We start from the raw sequence: 20,920 nt of genomic DNA, 5'->3' as shown, positions 1-20,920 counted from the left end.
GCTGAACTCAGGTGAGGTCGAAGGTGACACTCGCGGAGCCGTCCCAGTCCGGTGCCTCCACGAGCGTGAGGGTTCCATCCTCGGCCTCGACGACTCGCACCGTGATCCCGCCGCAGTCCTCACCTGGAAACGCAATGGAGAAGTGGGGATCCATCTCCATGAGGAAGTCCCAGCCTTCGCGTTGGGTTGCGTCAAGGGCGTTGGCATGCCGACCGGTCGCCCGCCACTTGCCGACCGCGTCGAGAGTGGCAGTGATGTTGATGTCGTACATCTCAAGGCAAATCGACTGATTAACCCACCATTCGAGGCGGCCCTGACCCACGAATCGATCCATGAGCACACTATGCAACTGTGCAGGCCGACCGGGCGAGCCTGCACAGCTGCCGGCCGTCGTGGGGCAGGCCGCGACACAGAACTGCATGGGGCAGACCGGACGGGGCCTCGCCTCATCCGGCGGGCACCCCACACGCCTTCGCCGCCTTGCGACCTCATTCTGAAACCATCAGTTAGGCACCACCCAATAATACGTCTGTTCGAATTTTGGATGCGCACGCCACACCGGGCCGCCCCTGAAGCGCCCCGTCCCCGGAGCTCCGCTGCCGGGGACGAGCGGGTTCAGCTGTTCCAGGTCAGGCGTTGTGCAGGTACGCGGCTGCGGCGGTGACGAACCGGTCGTGAGCGGTCCGCGCGGACTCGCGGGCCGCGGTCAGGTCCTCGGTGCTCGTCGTGGCATCACGCATCCGGTACGCCGCGCTGACCAACTCGGTGGCCGCGGCCTGCACGTCGGTGTCGGGCATGAGGACCTGCACGGCGACGTGCGGCCGGGTGATCGCGGCACGGGTCACGTGGGAGGCGCGGCGCAGTTCCTGGACCTGCTCCGCGGGTGCGCCGTTGAGTACGGCTTCGCCGCGCATCCACATGGCGCGGCGGTGGTCGGACCCTGCTGCGGCGAGTTCGGTCACGGCGTCGAGCCGGTCTCGGCGTAACTGCGCGGTGGTGGCTGCCCGCTCGGCGCGGCCGGCGGTCTTCTGCTGGAACGCTCCGGCCACGATGGCACCGAGCAGCGTGCCGAGTACGGCGATTGCGGTGGCGAGCATGAGTCCCCCTGCGGTTGTCGTGGCGGTCAGTTGTGGTGGTCAGTGCTGGGAGAGCAGGCGTGCGGCGCGGTCGCGGCGCTGCTGCTCCTTGCCGGCGGCCCGGGCGGTGGCCGACTACCCGTTCTTCGCTGGGCTCAGGCGGCCCAGCCGATGGAGGAGACGTTGCTGTAGGCGTTGTACTCGGATCCGAGGTCTTGAATGATGTCGTCCCAGATGGCATCGAGCTCAGCCACGTCGTCGTCGATCCAGGCGTCGACCGCGCGGTCCCAGACGCCCCGCACGCTGATGCTGCGGCTGGACAGGTCCCGCTGGTGTTTGCCCTCCACGCGGGACTGGTCCACGGGGTTGATCTCGATTCGGGTTCCGCGACCGTTGTTGTTGAGGCGGTGCTTGAGGTCGGCTGCGACGTTGCGGCGGCGCAGGTCCCAGTACGCGGCGTCCAGGCGGGACCGGTTGGCCTTGTTCGGGGTGCGTTCCTCGGCGAGCCAGGCCATCAGGGTGCGGGGGGAGACATGGATGCCGGCGCGGTCCATCGCCTCGTATCCGGCGTCGGTCTTGGTGAGGTAGTTCAGCCGGGCGGCGAGGCCGCGGTCGCTGTCGACGGGTGAGGCGATGCCGGTCACCATCTGCTCGATGGCGATGCCGAGTGCGTCCGCGCCCCTCACGCCCCGGGCGTTGTACATGCCCAGGTCCATCCAGCGTCCGGCCATCAGCGGTCCACCGTGCCGACGGTGTACTCACCGGACGCCTTGGCGTCACTGTTCTTGATCTTCATCTGGGACACGCCCCGGCCCTCGGAGAACACCGTCCGCCAGTCACCCGTCAGGTGGAGTTCGTCGGTGCCCATCATCGCGACGACCTCCAGCCCGGCCTGACTGGCCTTGAACGCCTTGCCCCACAGGTTCGCGTAGGCCTGGGAGTGGATGATGTGCATCCAGTCCGGCCGGACCATCTCCCGGTTGTGGATCGACTCCCCCATGGTGCTGATGAACTTCGAGTACATCGCCTTGACGTACTCCAGCGTCAGCGCGTCGTTGTTCTCGATCGCCTCGTCGCGGGCGGCGGACAGCAGCTTGCGCAGCGCGTCCAGGAAGTTCTCCGTGGCGCCGGACGTCCACGACTCGTGGATCACCGGCGCCTCGGTCAGGGCGTACTTCGGGCCCGAAAGGCGCTGCAGGAGACGGAGGGTCGCGTTGGTGACCCAGAGGGCGCCGGGCTCGTCGCGGTCGCCGATCGGGTCAGGCAGGTGCGGGTGCGTCCACTCGCCCGGGGTGATCAGGTGCACCCCGGAGCGCTTCGGCTCGACACCGTCCGGGCCGGTGCTGTGCTCCAGCTTCCCGATCGGCAGCCAGCACTTCAGGGCCGACAGATAGGCCGCGTTGACGTCCAGGGCGGTGACCTTGATGTCGCCCAGGGCACGCAGGGAGTAGCCGGGGTGGTGGAAGCGGGGGCGGGCCTCCCAGATCTGGTCCGGGTCCTTCTTACTGGGCTTCTTCAGGATGTCGGGCAGGGCGGGGTAGGCGGTGTAGTCGTAACGGGCCGTGGCCCGGGTCTCGTTGAACAGGTGCATCACATCGGGGATCGCGCGCTTGACCAGGGCCTTCAGCGCCGCTTCCTCATCCCCTCCGGCACGCTCCGCCTCTTCCTGGACGGCGCGGCTGATGAGGAGGGTGGTGTCGGCCTGGGCCCGGGCAGCGCTGCGGGCACGGCGCTCCGGCCGACTGGGCACGGGCACCGGAGCCGGTGAGACGGGCACGGGTGTAGCGGCGGCCGGGGCGCCGGACGCGGCCTCGGCGACGGGCGAGGCCGGGGGCGAGGCGGGGCCGGCGGGCTGGCACATGGCTCCGGAGTGCAAGGGGCGGCCGTCGGTCGACTGGTAGGTCGTCTCGACACCGCAGCGGATACAGGGGCCGGGGTCGCCCTCGATGGCGCGCCCGTCCAGGCCGCGCAGCGTCTCCGGCGTGGCAGCGAACGCGGGAGGGACCGGGGCCGGATCCGCGGTGGGTTCCGGGGCTGCGGCGGGTACAGGGGTGGCCGGGTAGATCTCGGCGAGGCCCTTGAGCAGTTGCAGGTACGGCAGCCGTCCGGGCGGGGTCGGCTCCGAGTGGCCCGTCTCCCAGTTGGCGACCGTGGAGCGCCCGACATTGCAGGTGTCGGCTACCTGGGCGCGGGAGAGCTTCGCCGCCTCCCGCAGGCGCTGGCGTTCCGCCGGGGGCGGGATCGCCGCGTTCAGACGTGCTTCCTCCAGCAGCGCTTCCACGCTGTTCACTTCACTCATGCCACGACCCTAGCGCAATTGGACGACTCTTAGCCTCAGATTGGGCATTGATTGCACGTGAGTTAGACGGATGCGTTACGGTCACCATCAGTACAACGAAACGTCCCGTGCTTCGGATGTCAGTGATCGTGGGGAGTGGTGGATATGCAGGGCGCCGTCGCGCTTCGGCCGCATCAGGTCGAGGCCGTGGATTCGATCGTCGAGGGCCTGTCCCTCCCGTCGGACGGCTCCGTGCCCGCATCGGGGCAGCGCGGGCAGGTCCACATGTCGACCGGATCGGGCAAGACGATCACAGCGGCGGTGGCCGCGCTGCGGATGGCCCCGCGTGGCCTGGTCGGCGTGATGGTCCCGACCCTCGACCTCCTGACGCAGAGCGTGGAGGCATGGAGGGCGGTGGGGCACACGGCCCCGGCCGTCGCGGTGTGCAGTCTCGGCACCGATCCGCTGCTGGACGCGCTCGACGTGCGGTGCACGACCAACCCCACCCAACTCGCCCTGTGGACCGGAGCGCAGGCCGGGCCGATGCTCGTGTTCGCGACGTACGCGAGCCTGTCCCCGCAGGGCCTCATCGACGACCAGGACGAGGAGGACGACGGCGCGGCCCCCGGGGTGCTGGAGCAGGCGCTGCGCGGCTCGTACGGACAGCGCATGCGCCCCTTCGACCTTCTGGTCGTCGACGAGGCACACCGCACCTCTGGCGACCTCGGGAAAGCATGGGCGGCCGTGCACGACCAGCACCGGATCCCGGCGGAGCGGCGCCTGTACATGACGGCCACCCCCCGGTTGTGGGAAGCGACGCCCGGCAGTGCTGGCGCGGACGAGACCGGCGGTCGCCTGGTCGCATCGATGGACGACGAGACGCTGTACGGCCCCGTACTCACCGAGTTCGGGCTGATGGAAAGCATCGAGCGCGGAATTCTGGCCCGGTTCGAGATCGACGTCCTGGAGATCCGCGACCCTCACGCCCCCGGGCCGGACGCCTCACCGGAGGAACGGCGGGGCCGGCGCCTCGCCGCGCTGCAAGAGGCGCTGCTCAAGCACGCCGACACCACCGGGGTGCGCTCGTTCATGACGTTCCACGCCCGGACCCTGGACGCGATGTCTTTTGCCCGCGCGCTGCCGGAGACGGCGGCGGAGCTCCACGCGACCGACCCCGTCGCCTACCCGGGGCGGGTCGGGGCGGAGTGGCTGTGCGGTGAACACCCGGCCGCGCACCGCAGGACGGTCCTGGACCGGTTCGCGGACGGCATCGACGCGGACGGATGGGTCACCGACCTCGGAGTCCTCTCCAGCTGCCGGGTCCTCGGTGAGGGCGTCGACATCCGGGGCAGGCGCGGCGTCGGCGCGGTCGTCTTCGCCGACACCCGCAGCTCCCCCGTCGAGATCGTCCAGATCACCGGACGCGGCCTGCGCCAGGACCCCGGGGAAGGCAAGGTGGCGCGGCTGATCGTGCCCGTCTTCCTGGAGCCGGGCGAGGATCCCTCGGACATGATGGCGTCCTCCAGCTACCGGCCTCTGGTGGCGGTCCTCCAAGGGCTGCGGGCGCATGACGAACGGGTCATCCAGCGCATGGCACTGAGCACCACAACCGCCCGGGGACAGGCGACGTCCGTGGTCGCGCTCGATCCGGTCCAGGAGGGCACCGACCACGACGACGTCCAGGAGGACGACGCCGACGACATTGAGGCCGCGGCCAGCACCGAGGACGGCACGGACGAGAAGACGCCAGAGGCCGCCGCAGCGGACGGTACGGACGACGAGGAGAGCGAGGAGGAACAGGCGGGCGCCGGGGTGCCGCTGCTGCGGTTCTCCCTGCCCCGCGATCCGGGGGCGGTCGCGCTGTTCCTGCGGACCCGGGTCCTGCAGCCCGACTCCGAGGTCTGGCTCAGCGGGTACAACGCGCTGCGGCACTGGGTGCGCGAGCACAGTGACGCGCAGGTGCCGCTGGACGCGTCCGTGGAGCTGGGCGAGGACGGGGGCACGTATGCGCTGGGCACCTGGGTCAGTGAGCAGCGCCGGTCGTTCCGGCTCGGCACGCTGAAGGCGTGGCGGGCCGGTCTCCTGAACGAGGTGGGCATGGTGTGGTCGGTCGCGGACGCCGGATTCTGGAAGAACCTCACCGCGGCCCGTACCTACCATTCCGTGCACGGCACCCTCGCCGCCCCGAAGGACGCCGTCGTCCAGGGAGTGGCGGTCGGCCAATGGCTCGCCAACCTCCGCAAGGCCGGCGGGCTCGGCAAAGACGCCGACCGGGCCGCGCCGCGGCGGGCGGCACTGGAAGGCATCGACCCGGACTGGAACCCGCAGTGGTCCGCAGACTGGCAGCGCCACTACGCCGCCGCCCGCACCCTCCTGTCCGAGGAACACGGGCCGGCCGAGGTCCTGCCGGGCGTCCTCGTGCACGGGTGCGACGTCGGCGCGTGGCTCAACCGGCAACGCGAACACGAGGTGTGGCAGCGCCTGCTGCCCGAGCAGCAGCAGCGCCTGGCAGCCCTCGGGCTCACGTCCCTGCCCGCAGCACCGGCCGCCGAGGCGAAAACGTCGAGCGTCGGAGCGTTCGAACGAGGCGTCCTCGCACTGGAGCAGTACAAGAACCGCACCGGAACGCTGACCGTGCCCAGGGCCCACATCGAAAACGTGGTGGTCGACGGCGAGGAACACCCCGTCAAACTGGGGGTATTCCTGACGAACAGCAAGACCCGCAGGGCCAAGCTCCCCGCCGCCAAGCTCGCCGTCCTCGCCGACCTCGGACTGGAGTGGGCGTAGGGCGCGCGCCGCCCCTAACCAGCCCGCTCCGGCCCTCGTCACCCAGACGTGCCCGACACCTGACCCCGTGGGAGGCACGCCCTCCGAACGCCCCGGCATACCCCCAGAGGCGCGGGGCATTCGACGTTGCCGGGCAGGTTTCTGGCTATCTCCACGCGTTCCGGTTGGACAGCACCCGGCGGACCGTCGGTAGGGGTGACGTAGAGCCGTCATACGCGCCGGTATAGGCCGATTCTGTGACGGCTGTACGTCACGCTGCCCGCTGCGCTCGACGCGTCTCCCGGAGTCTCCAGGCTCTTGAGCGACACCGCCCGGAGCAGTACAGGGCGTCCCGGCGCCGGTGCCCGCCGGTGAACGTGAGCTGACCACAGACCGGGCAGGCCAGCAGCCGGATCACCCCCGTGTCACCGCTCCACTCCGCCTCACCGAGCATCAGTCCGCAGGCAAGGATCCGTGCAGCGACCTGCCGGTCCCGGTACACCTGAGCCCGACAGGCGTCGTCGCAGTACCGGCGGAGGGGCGACGCGCCCTCAGGGCGTGTCTTCAAAGGGTCATATCCACATCAGGAGTGACGCGATGGTGAGGGCGGGCCTTGACCCCGGATTTTGAACACGTCTATGCGGCTTGGGCCAGGGTAGTTGCTGCTGGTTGGAGGGCGTTCTCGTAGGCGATCGGAGATCGCTGACCGAGGCGGGAGTGCCGGCGTCGGGTGTTGTATCGGGTCAGCCAGCGGAAGGCGTCGAGCCTGGCCTCGCGCTCGCTCGACCAGCCCTTGCGGCCCTTGAGCGTTTCCCTTTTGAAGGCGGCGTTGAAGGACTCGGCTGCGGCGTTGTCCGCGCTGGACCCGACCGCGCCCATGCTCTGCCGGACCCCTGCTGAACTGCAGATTTCAGCGAAGGCCCTACTCGTATATTGCGAGCCGTGATCGGTGTGCATCACCGCTCCGGCCAGGCTCCCGCGGGTCCGCTGGGCTGCCGCCAGGGCGTCGATGACGAGCTCGGTTCGCATGTGGTCGGCGATCGCCCACCCGGCCAGACGACGTGAGGCGAGGTCGATGACGGTCGCGAGGTAGAGCGGCTTCGCGCCGCTGACCGGCATGTATGTGATGTCGCCGACGTACTTCGTGTTCACCGCGGCCGCGGTGAAATCACGACCGATCAGATCCGGCGCTTTCGGCGCGGCCTGGTCCGCGACGGTGGTCCGGTGACGGCGGCGCAAACGGACACCCTCGACTCCGATGGCCCGCATGATCCTTGCGACCCGTTTGTGGTTGATGCGTTCGCCCTCGTCACGGAGTTCGGCGGTGATCCTGGGGGCTCCGTAGGTGCCGTCGGAGTCCTGATGGACCTTGCGTATCCGGGCCGCGAGCCCGGTCTCGGCGACCTGCCGGGCCACCCATGCTGCCGCGGTGCGGCGCCAGTAGTAGAAGCTCGAGCGGGAGAGGCCGAGGATGTCGCAGAGCCGCTTCACGCCGAAACGGCGCTGGTGGTCATCAACGAACTGGCAGCGGTTCACCAGCGCGTCTCCGTCGCGAAATATCGGGCCGCCTTACGGAGAATGTCGCGTTCTTCCTCCAGCTCGCGAATCCTCTTCCGTGCCGCGACCAGCTCCGCCGCCTGAACGTCGTCACCGCCGGCCCGGACAGCTGCCGGCGGTGCGGAGTGGGCACCGGGGCGCCGCCCATCCGCAGCCCGGATCCAGTTCCGCAGCGTCTCGGTGTTCACCCCGAGACCACCGGCCACCGACTTGACCGTCGCTCCCGGCCTCGACCGGTACAACGCGACCGCGTCCGCCTTGAACTCGGCGGGATAGTGCTTCATCCCCACGGGGACTCCGTTCTCCTGGACCATCAAGATCCAAGTCTCTCCGGTGTCCAAAACCCGGGGTCAAGGCCCCAATCTGAGCTGAACCGGATTTCGTAGCGGCCCTGAAGCCGGGCACGATCGCCTCGGCAGATGGGAAGCACAGGTCTGATGCCTGCACCCCGGAAGTATCCTGACGAGCTCCGCGAGCGAGCCGTCCGTGAAGTACAGAACTCGGGCCGTCCGGTCGCCCAGGTGGCCCGGGATCTCGGTATCCACAGGGAAGCATTGCGGCTGTGGGTCCGCCAGGCCGAGGCCGACCTCGGCAGTCGGCCCGATCTGCTCACCTCCGCCGAGCGAGCGGAGCTCGTACAACTCCGCAAGGAGGCAGCTGAGTTGCGGAGGGCGAACGAGATCCTGAAGGCAGCCAGCGTGTTTTTCGCAAAGGAGCTCGACCAGCCCCGCACGAGGCCGACGCGGTGATCAACCACCTCCGCGATGACTTCGGGGTCGAGCCCGTGTGCCGGGAACTGAACCTGTCGGTCTCCGCCTGCAACGCCCGCCGCAAGCGTCCGAAGTCCGCACGCCGGCTCCGCGACGAACACCTCGTCGCGGACATCCGCCGCATCCACACCGGATCCGGCGAGACCTACAGAGCCCGGCGCATCCACCGACAGCTGCGGCGGGAAGGCGTCACGGCAGCCCGCTGTACCGTCGAGCGGCTGATGCGCGAGGACGGCCTGGAAGGAGTCATCCGCGGGCGGCGACGACGCACGACGATCCCCGAACCGTCCGCCCCAAGGCCACCCGGCCTGGTCAACCGGCACTTCCGTGCCCACCGTCCGAATCAGCTGTGGGTCGCGGACCTGACCTACATCCGTACCTGGTCGGGCTGGGTCTACGTCGCTTTCGTCCTGGACGTGTACTCGCGGGTGACCGTCGGATGGCAGCTCGCCACCCATATGCGCACCGATCTCCCGCTCGAAGCCCTGGAGATGGCCTTGAGCCTTTTCCAACCTGACGGTGCTGGGCGCGTGTTGGACGGATCCACGAAACGACGAAGCTCCTGGTAGACGGGCTCACGACCGAGACCCGCCGTCCGCCAGGAACTTCGTGTGCTTGTCCACCCGTCGTCGATCGACCTGTCCAGTCGCACTCTGCGGCACCCGACCGGACGACTCGCCGTGCGGCGAGGGGAGATCGGGACCCGGTGACGGCGTCTGACTGCCGGTCGTCAGGCTCTCCTCGCTCTGGCCCATCTGCGTTGCGGTGACACATACGCCCAGCTCGCTGCCGGGTTCGGCATCGGCATCGCGACCGCGTACCGCTACATACGCGAGGCCGTCGAGGTTCTGGCCGCTCTCGCGCCCACCCTGACCCAGGCAATGCGCGTCGCGCGGACCAAGCATTCGTGATCCTGGACGGCACCCTGCTGCCGATCGACCGGATCGCTGCAGACACCCCGTACTACTCGGGCAAACACAAGCGCCACGGCATGAACATCCAGGTCCTCACCGACCCGTCCGGCCGCCTGCTGTGGGCCTCACCCGCGCTTCCCGGATCCACCCACGACCTGACCGCCGCCCGCCCCCACGGCATCGTCGACGCACTCACCGACGCCAGCCTCAAGTGCTGGGCCGACAAGGCATACCAGGGCGCCGGCAGCTCCATCCGAGTGCCCTTCCGGGGCCGTCGCCTCAAGCGGTGGCAGCGCCGCCACAACAGCACGCACGCCAAGATCCGCTGCCTCGGCGAGCAGGCCATGGCCGCCCTGAAGGGCTGGCGCCTCCTACGGAAGCTCCGCTGCAGCACCAACCGCATTACAGCGATCGTCCAGGCCATCCTCGTCCTTCACCACGCTTCGGCGTGAGGTTGAAAAAGGCTCCTTGGCTCCCGGAACGGCCAATATCTATCCATGGACGAGTACGCGTTTCCCGCGTGCCATTCCGTCTCAGCGAAACTGGCCGCGGGTTCACCGGCCGCTGAGGGTGGCAGGGGCGTGCACCGACCAGCCCCAGGCCCAACCCGTCGGCCGGTCTCGTGCATGGCAGGATGCCTGATCACGGACGAGCACACGGAGATCCCATGAACGATCACGGCACCCCTGCTTCGGCAGATGGCTTCAGGGTCGTCGCGGTGGATGCCGACTGGCCGGAATCACGGCAGTACACGGGTAGCGGCTACAACCGAATCACCGGCGACATCCATGTGTATCTATGGTTCGGCTCTCCGTACTTCGACCCCCAGGTCGAGCACGTCACTGTCTTCAGCGCCTCCTCCGGCAATGCAAAGGTTAGCGAGGCCCTGGAGGACGCTTTGGAGGACTACTGCCACCCCGGTGAGGGACCTCCGTCCAGCCTGCCGGCCTCCGAACCCGTCACCATCACCGCAGACGGGAAACCCGTGACGTTCGAACTCTGGCGCAACAGCAGCAACCCTTACTGGGTCGCCCGGGGCTGTGTCGAGAGCACCGAAGTGGTCCTGTCCGGCTCCGGGATCGAATCCAGCGAGCTGCGCCTGGTCTGCGTGAACGACCTGGCCGCATACTCGGCCCCGATCGCGTTCCTCCCCGGGCGAGAAGCGATCTCCGCTGCCATGGGAAGCGGTCTCCAGGCGGCGGGGCCCAGCCGACAATTGCAGGTCGAGGAAGCGGACACAGTGCTGCGCGCCCTGCGCGACATCGCCGCCCGGGGCGCCGCTCTCGGGGGACCGAGCCGGGAATTGCACGGCGAGGAGGCGGACACGGTGATGCGCGCGCTGGGCTACCTCGCCCAGGATGTCGGTCCTGCAGGAGAGTGGGGAGCGGAGAACTGACCAGCTCCTGCCGTTGCCCGCCGCCCTGGCCCACCCCGAAGGCCGTTGGAACCTCGTCGCCCGCGCTTCGCTGACCACTGTTGGGCTGCCGGTCCTGGAGTACCTGGAACTCCTCGCGCAGCTCCGCCCCGGCCTGGCGCTCCTCCTCCTCGACCAGGGCCCCGATCCTCCGGGCCGCCCAGCACTGCGGCGAGCACTGCCTCGGCCTTCGCCCACGCCCATCGGGGCGGCCTCGAAGCAGCCCGCCCCCGTTATCCCCGGGGTGGCCGTACCCCGGGGATGGCGAGGTACGGCCACCCCAAGACGAACGGGCTTGGGTCCGGAGCCGCGCGGGTACGTCAGATCTGTCAGATCTGTCAGATCTGAACGACGGCCTCGACGCGCATCCAGCCCCGGCGGTCGGCTGCCGCGTCGGTGGTGACCAGAACGTAGCCGTACTCGTTGTAGCTGGCGCCCTCGCAGGTCGAGGCGCCGACTATGTCACCAGCGTGCTTGGTCTTGACGACCACGCTGTACGGGTTCGGGTCCTCGTACACACCGGCGGTCGGCCACAGGACCTTGTACTGACATCCGAACGAGGCGGAAGCGCCGGCCGCGGGGCCGACGACGAGAACACCGGCGCAGCCGAGCGCGGCGGCCAGGACGATGGTGGTGAGACGGTTCATACGCATGAGCGGCCCTTCAGGATCCGATGATCTGTCAGCGCACAGAATCGCAGAACCGTCGCGGGACTGTCGCTCGCCCCCACACGTCTTCACCGGTTGCGCACCGGCCACTGGGCTGACTTGCTCCGCTCGACGCCGCCCGAGGCCTGGTCCGGGGGCACTGCCCTCGCCGGCTCAGCCCGGCATCGCGGCGACGACGGACCGGGCCCACAAGAGCCACCCCCGCGTCCTCTCCGGGCCGCCCAGCACCGTGGTGAGCGAGGCCCTGGTGAGCATCGCGGACCGGGACTGGGTGCGGCGTGGCGGCCGGTCGCCCGGGGCTGCTGAGCTGGCCGTACATATCGCGGACGTGCGGCAGCGTGAACGGGCCGGCCTGGTGCGACTGGAGAGGTTCGTCCGGGAGATCGTCTGCCGCGCACCTATCCGCACACCACGGTGCGGCGCCGGGCGCTGGAGGCGCTGGGTGAGGCCGGCGGTCTGTGCGCCGCGCGCACGAGGAACAGCGGGGACGTCATCGTCTGCACGCTCGATGCCGATCACTACGACCCGGACGACAAGCCGCCGTTCAAGGACGGAAAGCCCGGCGGCTGACACAAGGCGGATGCGTCGATCTGGAACGACTTGGGCGCGGCCTGCATTCCGCACGCGGCCCTCTGAAACACCACACGAATTCAGCGCTCGGGGAGGCAAGGAAATGTCAGCGATTCGACTCAGGGAACACCAGGTAGATCAGCGGTCCGCGTTTCGGAAATGGGTGGGATTCCCTGCAAGGTCATCTGTGCCCCCTCAGGGTGCCCGGGGCACGATCGTGTCAGCGACCGGATCGGGCAACAAGCTCGCCGCGCTCCGCTCATACCGGCGGGCCATGGGGCACCTCGCGCCGCGTCAGGACGCGGTGTGGGGTGAGGGCGAGGCGATGGTGCCAGCTTTCGTCCACTCGGTGAACCGGCGGTGAGCCGTTGCCCCCGACGGGCCGAACGATGCCGAGGGCACCTGCTGCCACGTGCATCCCGACGTCGCCACGAACACGATCGCGGCCAGCACCTCCCGGTCGCCGTGCCGGCGCCGACCGCCGCCCTGTGGCCGCGACGGCGCCTCCGGCACCACCCGCTGAAACATCTCCCACAGTTCCTCCGGCACCAGCCGCTCAACGGCCCGGGTCCGGCGCTCCCGAGGCCGGATCGGTGGCCACTGTGACAGGGGAGGGTCCTCCAGCACCTGGTCTGCGGCGCTGGAGGGCTCCGTTCCGTCCCCGTACCGCTAGGCGACCGATGCTGTGGTAGCCGAGCGCGCCTTGATGGTCAGGGCGGCCAGGGTCATCATTACCGCGCCGAAGAGTGCGGCGCAGGCGTACATCGTGAAGCTGATGTCGGCGTTTCCCGCCTCGAGCAGCGCGCCGCCGATCCACGGTCCGAAGATGGCGCCGAAGCGGCCCATGCCGGAGACCCAGCCGAGGGCGGTGGGGCGGTCCTCGTCGTTGGTGTGGGTGCCGACGGTCGCGTAGACCATCGTCTGGCCGGAGAAGAGCAGCAGACCGGCGAAGAAGACCACCGCGTACAGGAGGCCGACCGACATCTGGACGCCCATGAGGTAGACGAAGACAGCGGTCAGGGTGAACCAGGCGATGACGACCTTGCGCGGGCCGATCCGGTCGGCGGTGCGGCCGGCGATGAGCATGCCGCAGATGCCGCCGACGTTCAGGAACGTCGAGAAGAGCAGCGAGTGCCCGGTGTCGTAGCCGAGATCGATCATGATCTTGGGCAGCCACTGGCCGACTCCGTAGACCAGCAGCAGACCTGCGAACGACGTCAGCCAGAAGCACAGGGTGGTGGACCACTGACCGCCGCGGAAGAGGTTCTTCAGGGCGTCCAGCTTGTCGGTACTGTTCGCCTTCGGCTCGGGCAGCTCGGTGCCGAAGTCGGCGGCGAGCAGCTCGGCGTCGGCTCGGCGGCCGCGGGTGAGCAGGTTGGTGGGCGACTCGGGCAGCAATTTGAAGGCGAGCGGCAGCAGGATCAGGGCGGGTATCGCGGAGACGATGAACGCCGAGCGCCAGCCGTGGTCGTCGACCAGCCAGAGCGCGATCAACGGGGCCAGGGCGCCGCCGGCCTGGTGCGCGGTCATGATGATGCCGGTGGCCAGCGCCCGGCGGCCGCGCGAGGTGAACTCCATACCGTACGAGATGGCGATCGGCAGCAGGGCGCCGAGGCCGAACCCGCACACGAAGCGGAGGAAGCCGAACTGGCCCGCGGACTGCGACCATCCGGTGCCCAGGGTGGCGACGGTGAAGATCGTGACGCTGGTGAAGACGGTGATGCGGCGACCGATCCAGTTCGACGCCATGCCCGACAGGATCGTTCCGAGCAGCATGCCGAAGTTGGCGTAACTGCCGATCGTGCCTGCGGTGTCGGGGGTGAGTCCGAGGCTGTGGCTGCCGAGCATCTTCGGGAGCACGGAGCCGTAGATGAACGTGTCGATGCCGTCGATGAGGACGAGTCCCCAGCACAGGGCGATGACGGCGTTGCGGCTTCGGCGGGCCGTCGGCCCGGTCGCCCGGTCGTGCGGGGAGGTGGCGGAGGAGGACATCTTTGTTTCCTCTCGTGCGGGATGTCAGGGTCGGGCCCTGGTCCCTGGCTGCAAGGGCGGTGGGGCCTGTGCGGCTCGCGCGGCCGGAGGTGGGGCGGACGAAAGCGCGCTCCCCGGGCTGGTGACCGTGCGGGGAGCTTCGAGCTCGCTGTGGCGTAGACGTTAGAAAGTCGCACACATTTCGTCAACACTTCTGTTAACAATCCATGCAACGATTTGGCCCCGAGGGTGACTGCTCGCCCTCGGGGCCGAAGTCTCCGGTCAGGCTTGGACGGAGGGCGTGCCGTGCGTGTGGAACGACTGGATGGTCTTCAGCCCCCATGCTTGTCCCTTGGCGCGCTCGGCCTCGGTCCAGGTGATCAGGGGCCAGTCGGGGGCGAGCACGAGGCGGGTGAGCGGGTTGCACAGTTCGATGCGGTTGCCGCCGGGCTCGTAGACGTACAGGAAGAACGTCTGCTGGATGGCGTGCTTGTGCGGGCCCGTCTCGATGAACACGCCGGTGTCGATGGCGAGATCGGCAGCGCGCAAAATGTCCTCGCGGGTGTCGGCGGCGAAGGCGATGTGGTGCAGCCGGCCCTCGCTGCCGGTCCAGTCCTCGGTGTAGACGACGTCGTAGGACTTGTTCGTGTACGTCAGCCAGCGCGCCGCGATCTTGCCGGTTTCGAGCCTGATCTGCTCGGTCGGGCGGGCGCCGAGCACCTGCTGCTGGAACTCGGCGTTGGCGAGGACGTCGGCGGCGAGGAAATTGACGTGGTCGAGGCGGCGGACGCCGACGCCGCGGTTGGGCTTGGCCTGCGGCTGGTTCTTGAGGGCCGGTTTCAGGTGGTCGGGCGCCTGGTAGTGCTCGCTCTCCCAGTACAGGGCGTGCTCGTGGCCGTCGGGGTCGGTGGTGACGTAGAGCTTGCCGATCCCGGGTTCGTCCTCGGCCCAGTGGCCGGTGCCGCCCGCGTCTTCGATCGCTTTCACCCGGCGCTGGAGCGCCTCCTCGCTGGAGGTGCGCAGAGCGAGCCGGCCTAGGCCCGGTTGCTCGCGGGCGGTGAGGACGAGGCTGTGGTGTTCGTAGTCGTCGAACGTCCGCAGGTAGACGGTGTCGCCGTCCTGCCCGGCCACCGACAGCCCCAGGAAGTCGGTGAAGAAGGCGAGGGAGGCGTCGAGGTTCGGGGTGAACAGCTGGGCGTGGCCGACGTGGGCGATGTCGCCGAGTGGCGGAGTCATGATCGACCTCCAGTGGGGGGTACGGGGAAGACGGTGCCGTCGAAGATCTTGCGGGCTGTGCGGACCACGGCCGTGCGACGGGCCCGGAACCCGCCGTCTGAGGTGTGGTCGATGCTGCTCTCGATGTCTGTGAATCCGCTGGGGTGCTCGATGCGGAGGCGGTCGCCCTGTTCCGGGAGGACTGCGATGTCGTGCGCGACGCTTCCCTCGATTCGTAGCCCTGCGGCCACACTCGCGGCACCGAGGACGCCGATCGAGGTGTGGCAGCGGACCGGAATGAAGGTGCGGGTGGTGACCGCACCGCCGTGGCGGGGCGGCGCGAGGAGGGTGAGCTTGGGCACGGTGGTGCCCGATACGTCGCCGAGACCCATCAGCTGCCCCGCCGCAAGGCGGATGTCGTGGAGCCGGGCGGCTAGTTCCTGGTCCGCCTCCAGGTCCTTCGGCTCCTCGTACCCGGTTGCCTTCAGGGCCCCGGCAGGGATCAGTACAGTCGGCATGCCGTTGTCGACGAGGGTGGCCCCGACACCCGCGACTGTGTCGCGCGGGTTTCCCGTGGGCAGCAGCCTGCTCTTGCCCGGAGGGAATTCGATGACCACGGCGGCCGCGGTCCCGGGCACGCCCGAGATCTTCGTGACGCCGGTGTAGTCGACGCGACCGCCCGGCGTCGGGAACGTGGCCGTGGCGAAGTCGCCGGAGTTCACCATGCGGATGCGTACCGAGGTCTCGTCGTCGCCGGCGGCGACCAGGCCGCGCTCGACCGCGAACGGGCCGACCCCGGCGAGCAGGTTGCCGCAGTTCTGACGGTCCGTCACCTCCGGCCTGTCGACGGCGACCTGGAGAAAGAGGTAGTCGACGTCGACCTCGGGGTGGGTGGACGGGGAGACCACGGCGACCTTGCTCGTCAGTGGATGCGCCCCGCCGAGCCCGTCGATCTGGCGCGGGTCGGGGCTGCCCATGACGCGCAGCAGCAGGTCGTCGCGGACGGCGGGGCCGGCGGGCAGGCTCTCGGCGAGGAAGTAGGCGCCCTTGGACGTGCCGCCGCGCATCAGCATGCAGCGGACCTCCGCGGGCCCGGTCATGACTCGCCCTCCGCGTGCCCCGTGCACTCCTCGTGCGTCCGGTACTCGACTCCAAGCCGCTGGAGCGTCTCCCTCAGCCCGTAACGGTCCAGGCCGAGTTGGCCCCCCAGGAAGGCGGAACGGGCCGCGGCCTCCTTCCGCTCGCGGGCTTCGGACGCCTCGGCCGTCCGCCGGGCCCGCTCGCGCGGGACGACCACCACGCCGTCGTCGTCGGCGACGATCACATCACCGGGCCGGACCACCTGCCCGCCGATCACGACGGGTACGTTGACGCTGCCGCCGGTCGCCTTGACCGTGCCCTGAGGGCTGACTGCGGCGGACCAGGCGGGGAATCCCATTGCGCGCAGTTCGGCGGTGTCCCGGATGCCGGTGTTCATGACGACGCCGCGCACGCCGCGCCGTGCGAGTGCCGTGGCGAACAATTCGCCGAACAGACCGTCCGCGCAGGGCGAGGTGGTGGTGACGACGAGGACGTCACCCTCCCCGCACTGCTCGACTGCCGCGTGGATCATCAGGTTGTCGCCGGGCCAGCACAGCACCGTGACGGCGGTGCCCGCTACGCGTATGTCCTGCTGGATCGGGCGCAGATGCGTGCCGAGGAAGCCGGTGCGGCCCATCGCCTCGCCGACTGTGGCGGTGCCGTAGCCGGCGAGTGCCTCGACATCCTTCGCCTCGGCCTTGGGTGGACGGGTGACGATGACGCCGGGCATCAGGCGAGCTCCTTCGCGATCTGCGGGTAGGGCCGCATGTACGCCTCGGCCATGGTCCGGTGGGCAAGGCCCAGATTGGGGCCCGCGTTCCGCCTGAGCTGCACGCCGCGGCGCACGGCGAGATCGGTGTAGTACTCCCACAGATGCTGCTGGGCGCCCAGGCACTCCATCGCCCTGCGCTTGGCGTCCCAGACCTCGGTGATGTCGAGGAGGACCTCGGGCTTGAACCCGCTCATCTCGGGCTGGTGCGGCTCGAAGTAGAAGACGGGCGGGGCGCCGATGATCTCTCCGGTCCCCGGGTAGCCGATGGCCTGTGCGAGGACGCGGGCCTCCAGCGCCATGCGGTTGGCGGCCGGGTGGTCGCCGTTGTACGGGTCCTCGACCGGGTGCGTCAGGACGACGTCCGGCTGGGTCTGGCGGAAGACGGTTACCAACTGGTCGGTCAGCTCGGCGGTGGCCACCAGCGGGTAGTCGCCGGCGTCGAAGAAGCGGACCTCCGCGCCGAGTTCGGCGGCCGCGCGTTCCGCCTCGTCGCGGCGTAGCGCCTTGATCTCGTCGAGTTTCCTGCCCTCGCGCCAGGCCTTCGCGGACTCGCCGCGCTCGCCGAACGTGAGGCAGGCGATCGTGACCTTCTCGCCCCGGGAGGCGGCGAGGGCGATGGCTCCGCCGGCCCGCCACACGAAGTCACCGGCGTGCGCGGTGACGACGAGGGTCGATCGTGGCGAGGTGACGGCGGGTGCGCCGTTGCCGTGGGTCATGCTGCATCTCCTTGGTGACAGGTGTGCCCCGCCCCAGGAGCGCCTTCAGTCGGCGCGCAGGGCGTCGATCACGCTGCTGAGGTGGGCGCGAACGGCCTCTTCGGCCGCTTGCGGGTCCCTGGCCCTGATCGCTTCGATCATGGCCAGGTGCTCACTCAGGGACTGCTGCGGGCGGCCTCGACGCAGCGCCAACTGGAAGCGGTGGCGTACCAGTTGGGCGTTGAGACGTTCCAGGAGACCGACGGCCGTGCGCTGGCCGGAGATGTCCCGGATCCGGGCGTGCAGGTCGTGATTGAGCTCGGAGTAGGAGAGCGGATCGCCGTCGGCGACCGCTTTCGACAAAGCCCTGCCGAGGTCGGCCAGCTCGTCGAGCTGTGCGTCGGTCGCGGCCTCGGCGGCCTTGACAGCGCACAGCCCTTCGAGAGCCATCCGGCACTCCGTGATCTCCACGGCCTCCTCGACCGTGACCACCCGCACCCGTGACCCGCGATTGCGGATCCGCTCGACCAGCCCCTCGGAGGCGAGGTCGAGCAGTGCCGCCCGGATGCTCGCGCGGGTGACGTCGTACTGCTCGGCGAGTTCGTTCTCCACCAGGCGCTGCGCCGGTGCCATGTCGCCCTGCAGGATCGCCCGCCGCAACCGCTCCAACGCGTACTGCTTGGCCTGCTCTCCGGAACCTGTACGGGCTTCCTTCGGCATCTGCCCTCCCTGAGTGAGTGCCTGTCGACGCTAACTCTAGGCGAACATTATTGTCAACGATTTTGTTCTCACTTCGTTGTTCGTCACTCAAGACAGCCGCCGTGCCGGGCATCAGTTGCGGCCTCCGCCGCGTCGCTGCGTCCTCGCACAGCGGCAGGGTCGCCGCGATGTGCGGATCTTCGCGGCGCGCGGCGCGAGGACCACGAGCCGCAGTTCCCTCAGGTCGAGGTCGGCGAGGCACAGCAGAGCGAGTACCGGCACGACAGCCCGCTCGTTCCTGCGCACATGGGTCCGGTGGCGGTGCCGGTGGTGGTGCCGCCTGACCCTGCTTCCTGCGACCGGTCCGACACCGTCGATGGCCTCATCGACCAGCCGATTCGCCGGCTTGGCACCGTCACCGAGCCTCCCGGCCGATGGACCGGACTGCCCCGAGCCCGCGACACGGGGAGAAACGGTGGCCCGCACATCGACAGGCCACGGAGCCGACCGCGGAGGGTCACCACCGTGGGCGGGCGCGGTTTGCCGAGTACGGCCCGCCCGACCCCCTGCCACCCTCCGTCTTGCTGTACCCAGAGGCTGCGGACGGGTCGGGCGCGATCCGCCGGCGCCGGAAGTTCTTCGACCTGGAGAAGTGCCATGTCCGACCCCAAGCCGCAGAGCCGGTCATCGGCTTCACGGTGCCTGGCCGGTCTGCCCGTGGCGGCCGAAGAAGGGCTATCCGTGGCGGCCGGGGGTGAGCGGATCTCCGGCCGAGTGGACAACCTGGGCTATCCAGGCCATGGCCTCGGGCACGTCGTAGTTGCCGGCGTGCGGCTGGTTCCAGGCGAGCTGGTAATCGAGGTTGTCGACCTGCTTGTCCGCGGCGAGTGCCCGGTCGAGGTTGACCGAAACGGTGAACGCGGTGTCCCGGTCTCGGGTGCCGTGGCGGACGTACCAGTTGGGGGCGGTGTCTGCGGTGGTGCCGATGAAGTCCATCGGGTTGATCAGGTGGACCTGGTCGTCGACCGTGGTGGTCCTTTTCGCCGTGTACTGGTCCCAGGTCAGGCCGGTGTCGTCGAGGCCGCTGCCGTCGCCGGCGACGTCGTTGTGGTTCCAGCTGTGCTCGGTGTAGTTCATGTACTTCTGGGTCGGAGGGCCGAACAGGTCGGTCTCGGTGCCGCTGGTGGTGTTTCCGTTGACGCCCACGGCGTCGAAGGCGGGGCTCGTCTTGAGCGTGGCCTGGGTGGCGACGAAGACGAGGTACTTCACCATGTCGACGGAGCGCACCTTGCGGGTGGTGGTGTCGACGTCGATCCAGTCGTTGACGTACGACTTGGTGGTGGGCGGCGCCCCGGGGCCGCCGGAGGTGATCTCGAAGGTGCCGCCCAGCGGCGGGATGGTGTGGGCGGGGTCGGCCTTCAGATAGGTCTCCGCGGAGCGGATGACCTCATTCCTGATGGTGTCGAGCATGGTGGCCGCGGTAAGCGGTGTGCCGTCGGGGTTGCGCAGCCCGAGGCTTCTTTCGTAGGCCGCGAACTGTGCCGCGATCGCAGAGGCGTCCTCGGGCGAGGGGTTCGAGCCGGTGCGATTGCGGGTGTCGAGGATGTTGTACAGCCACTCGTACGCCTTGTCGGCGTTGCCGAGGTCGGTGATCGGGCAGTACGCGTTGACGGCGAAGACGTCGTCGCGCACGGTGCTGCGCCCCTTGGCGTCGATGCCAGCGGCGCCGATCGCGGCGAGGTACGGGGTGTACTCGGCACTGTTGCCGGAGGCGCCCAGGATCGACACCAATGCACCGCCGCCGCTGGTGCCGTTGATGACGATCCGCTCCGCACTGCCGGCCATGGCGGCGTCGTTGAGGCGCAGGTAGCGCACAGCGGCCTTCGCGTCGACCACCGCGGCGGGGGCTTTGCCGGGGGCCGCGCCGTCGGCGCCGACCAGGCCGCGGCTGCGGTTGGCGATGTCGACGAAAACGTACCCGGCCTTCAGGGCCGCGCCGACATTGCTGGTCGCACTGTTGTATGAGGTGCCGGCAGTGACACTCGCCCGTAGGTAACTGGCCCTCCAGCCGCTGTTGTTCACCGCGAAGTAGACAGGCGTCCGCTGGTCGCCGAACGCACTCTCGGGGACGAACACGTTCATGCTCTGGTAGCCGCAGGCGGTGTCGGGGACCGTGGTGCCGCCGCCGGGACCGCCGGGCTGCTGGGCCGCCGCAACCGGCTTGGCGACGTAGCAGATCTCCTTGTACCACCGCACGCTCATCGGACGGCCGTCGATGGTGACGGTGATCGTCGTGTACGCGGCGGAGTCGAAGTCCAGCGCCGCGTCCTGGGGATCGGCGGCCTGGAGGCGGTGCCCGGAGGGGGCCGCGCCCGTGGCGGCCACAGCGGCGGAGGCCGGCACCGCAACCGTGGCAAGAACGAGGGAACTCGCGAGCGCCACGCCTCTCATGAAGCGGTTGCGGATCGCGCGGCG

The 20,920-nt window shown here is 69.3% G+C and carries 19 protein-coding genes and 2 pseudogenes; 7 read left to right on the top strand and 14 right to left on the bottom strand.

The window, feature by feature from the left end:
* Positions 1-7: 7 nt before the first annotated feature.
* From OG524_RS36210 to OG524_RS36195, 4 genes are all read right to left on the bottom strand, one after another.
* Positions 8-334 carry a hypothetical protein gene (locus tag OG524_RS36210; protein WP_405808421.1) on the bottom strand — a complete coding sequence of 109 codons (327 nt, stop codon included), beginning with the start codon at positions 332-334 and terminating at the stop codon, positions 8-10.
* Between the two features lie 295 nt (positions 335-629).
* On the bottom strand, positions 630-1,097 hold the full coding sequence (locus tag OG524_RS36205; protein WP_405808423.1) for a hypothetical protein: 468 nt from the start codon (positions 1,095-1,097) through the stop codon (positions 630-632).
* Between the two features lie 134 nt (positions 1,098-1,231).
* Complete coding sequence (locus OG524_RS36200) at positions 1,232-1,807, bottom strand: transcriptional regulator (protein ID WP_405808425.1); 576 nt, start codon at positions 1,805-1,807, stop codon at positions 1,232-1,234.
* Entirely contained in the window at positions 1,807-3,375 is a 1,569-nt protein-coding gene (locus tag OG524_RS36195) for a helix-turn-helix domain-containing protein (RefSeq protein ID WP_405808427.1), read from the bottom strand. The genes OG524_RS36200 and OG524_RS36195 overlap by 1 nt, the downstream gene beginning before the upstream one ends.
* A gap of 144 nt (positions 3,376-3,519) precedes the next feature.
* Between OG524_RS36195 and OG524_RS36190 the strand changes: the two genes are divergently transcribed.
* Positions 3,520-6,141, top strand: coding sequence for a Helicase associated domain protein (locus tag OG524_RS36190; protein WP_405808429.1), 2,622 nt, complete (start codon positions 3,520-3,522; stop codon positions 6,139-6,141).
* Positions 6,142-6,756: 615 nt separating this feature from the next.
* On the opposite strand, the gene OG524_RS36185 is transcribed toward OG524_RS36190, so the two are convergent.
* A protein-coding gene (locus OG524_RS36185; RefSeq protein ID WP_405808431.1) for an IS3 family transposase occupies positions 6,757-7,967 on the bottom strand; the annotation gives its coding sequence in 2 pieces (ribosomal slippage) (positions 6,757-7,670 and positions 7,670-7,967; 1,212 coding nt in all).
* A 147-nt stretch (positions 7,968-8,114) separates the two neighbouring features.
* On the opposite strand from OG524_RS36185, the gene OG524_RS36180 reads away from it, so the two are divergent.
* The 4 genes and pseudogenes from OG524_RS36180 (at position 8,115) to OG524_RS36165 (ending at position 10,757) form a co-directional block, all read left to right on the top strand.
* Positions 8,115-8,426, top strand: coding sequence for a transposase (locus OG524_RS36180; protein ID WP_405808433.1), 312 nt, complete (start codon positions 8,115-8,117; stop codon positions 8,424-8,426).
* Positions 8,423-9,016, top strand: a complete 594-nt coding sequence (locus OG524_RS36175; protein ID WP_405808434.1) for an IS3 family transposase — start codon at positions 8,423-8,425, stop codon at positions 9,014-9,016. Before OG524_RS36180 ends, OG524_RS36175 begins: the two co-directional genes overlap by 4 nt.
* Positions 9,017-9,058: 42 nt before the next feature.
* Positions 9,059-9,813 (top strand): annotated as a pseudogene (locus OG524_RS36170) (transposase family protein).
* 215 nt (positions 9,814-10,028) lie between these two features.
* Positions 10,029-10,757 carry a hypothetical protein gene (locus OG524_RS36165; RefSeq protein ID WP_405808436.1) on the top strand — a complete coding sequence of 243 codons (729 nt, stop codon included), beginning with the start codon at positions 10,029-10,031 and terminating at the stop codon, positions 10,755-10,757.
* Positions 10,758-11,113: 356 nt separating this feature from the next.
* Here OG524_RS36165 and OG524_RS36160 read toward each other — a convergent pair whose 3' ends face one another.
* Positions 11,114-11,428, bottom strand: coding sequence for a glycosyltransferase (locus tag OG524_RS36160; protein WP_405385794.1), 315 nt, complete (start codon positions 11,426-11,428; stop codon positions 11,114-11,116).
* A 429-nt stretch (positions 11,429-11,857) separates the two neighbouring features.
* On the opposite strand from OG524_RS36160, the gene OG524_RS36155 reads away from it, so the two are divergent.
* Both OG524_RS36155 and OG524_RS36150 read left to right on the top strand, forming a co-directional pair.
* Positions 11,858-12,013, top strand: a complete 156-nt coding sequence (locus OG524_RS36155; protein WP_405385796.1) for a hypothetical protein — start codon at positions 11,858-11,860, stop codon at positions 12,011-12,013.
* A gap of 217 nt (positions 12,014-12,230) precedes the next feature.
* Positions 12,231-12,377, top strand: a complete 147-nt coding sequence (locus tag OG524_RS36150; protein ID WP_405812544.1) for a hypothetical protein — start codon at positions 12,231-12,233, stop codon at positions 12,375-12,377.
* Here OG524_RS36150 and OG524_RS36145 read toward each other — a convergent pair.
* From OG524_RS36145 to OG524_RS36110, 8 genes and pseudogenes are all read right to left on the bottom strand, one after another.
* Positions 12,347-12,541, bottom strand: a pseudogene (locus OG524_RS36145) (transposase); the annotation flags it as partial. The gene OG524_RS36150 and the pseudogene OG524_RS36145 overlap by 31 nt on opposite strands.
* A 141-nt stretch (positions 12,542-12,682) precedes the next feature.
* Positions 12,683-14,005 carry an MFS transporter gene (locus OG524_RS36140; RefSeq protein WP_405385797.1) on the bottom strand — a complete coding sequence of 441 codons (1,323 nt, stop codon included), beginning with the start codon at positions 14,003-14,005 and terminating at the stop codon, positions 12,683-12,685.
* A gap of 261 nt (positions 14,006-14,266) precedes the next feature.
* Entirely contained in the window at positions 14,267-15,220 is a 954-nt protein-coding gene (locus OG524_RS36135; RefSeq protein ID WP_405385798.1) for a VOC family protein, read from the bottom strand.
* Positions 15,217-16,299, bottom strand: a complete 1,083-nt coding sequence (locus OG524_RS36130; protein ID WP_405808438.1) for a 4-oxalomesaconate tautomerase — start codon at positions 16,297-16,299, stop codon at positions 15,217-15,219. Before OG524_RS36130 ends, OG524_RS36135 begins: the two co-directional genes overlap by 4 nt.
* Positions 16,296-17,009 (bottom strand): 4-carboxy-4-hydroxy-2-oxoadipate aldolase/oxaloacetate decarboxylase, encoded by a 714-nt coding sequence (locus tag OG524_RS36125; RefSeq protein WP_405385802.1) that lies wholly within the window; start codon positions 17,007-17,009, stop codon positions 16,296-16,298. Before OG524_RS36125 ends, OG524_RS36130 begins: the two co-directional genes overlap by 4 nt.
* A complete protein-coding gene (locus OG524_RS36120; RefSeq protein WP_405385804.1) occupies positions 17,009-17,767 on the bottom strand; it encodes a PIG-L deacetylase family protein in 759 nt (252 codons plus the stop codon). Before OG524_RS36120 ends, OG524_RS36125 begins: the two co-directional genes overlap by 1 nt.
* A gap of 45 nt (positions 17,768-17,812) precedes the next feature.
* Positions 17,813-18,466, bottom strand: a complete 654-nt coding sequence (locus OG524_RS36115) for a GntR family transcriptional regulator (RefSeq protein WP_405385806.1) — start codon at positions 18,464-18,466, stop codon at positions 17,813-17,815.
* Positions 18,467-19,180: 714 nt separating this feature from the next.
* Entirely contained in the window at positions 19,181-20,887 is a 1,707-nt protein-coding gene (locus OG524_RS36110; protein ID WP_405808440.1) for a subtype B tannase, read from the bottom strand.
* Between the last annotated feature and the right edge of the window lie 33 nt (positions 20,888-20,920).

The sequence above is a fragment of the Streptomyces sp. NBC_01520 genome, from assembly GCF_045040375.1.
In the GTDB taxonomy this organism is placed as follows: Bacteria; Actinomycetota; Actinomycetes; order Streptomycetales; family Streptomycetaceae; genus Streptomyces.
The sequence above is the reverse complement of the archived record's forward strand: the minus strand, read 5'-3'. Positions and strand labels throughout refer to the sequence as shown.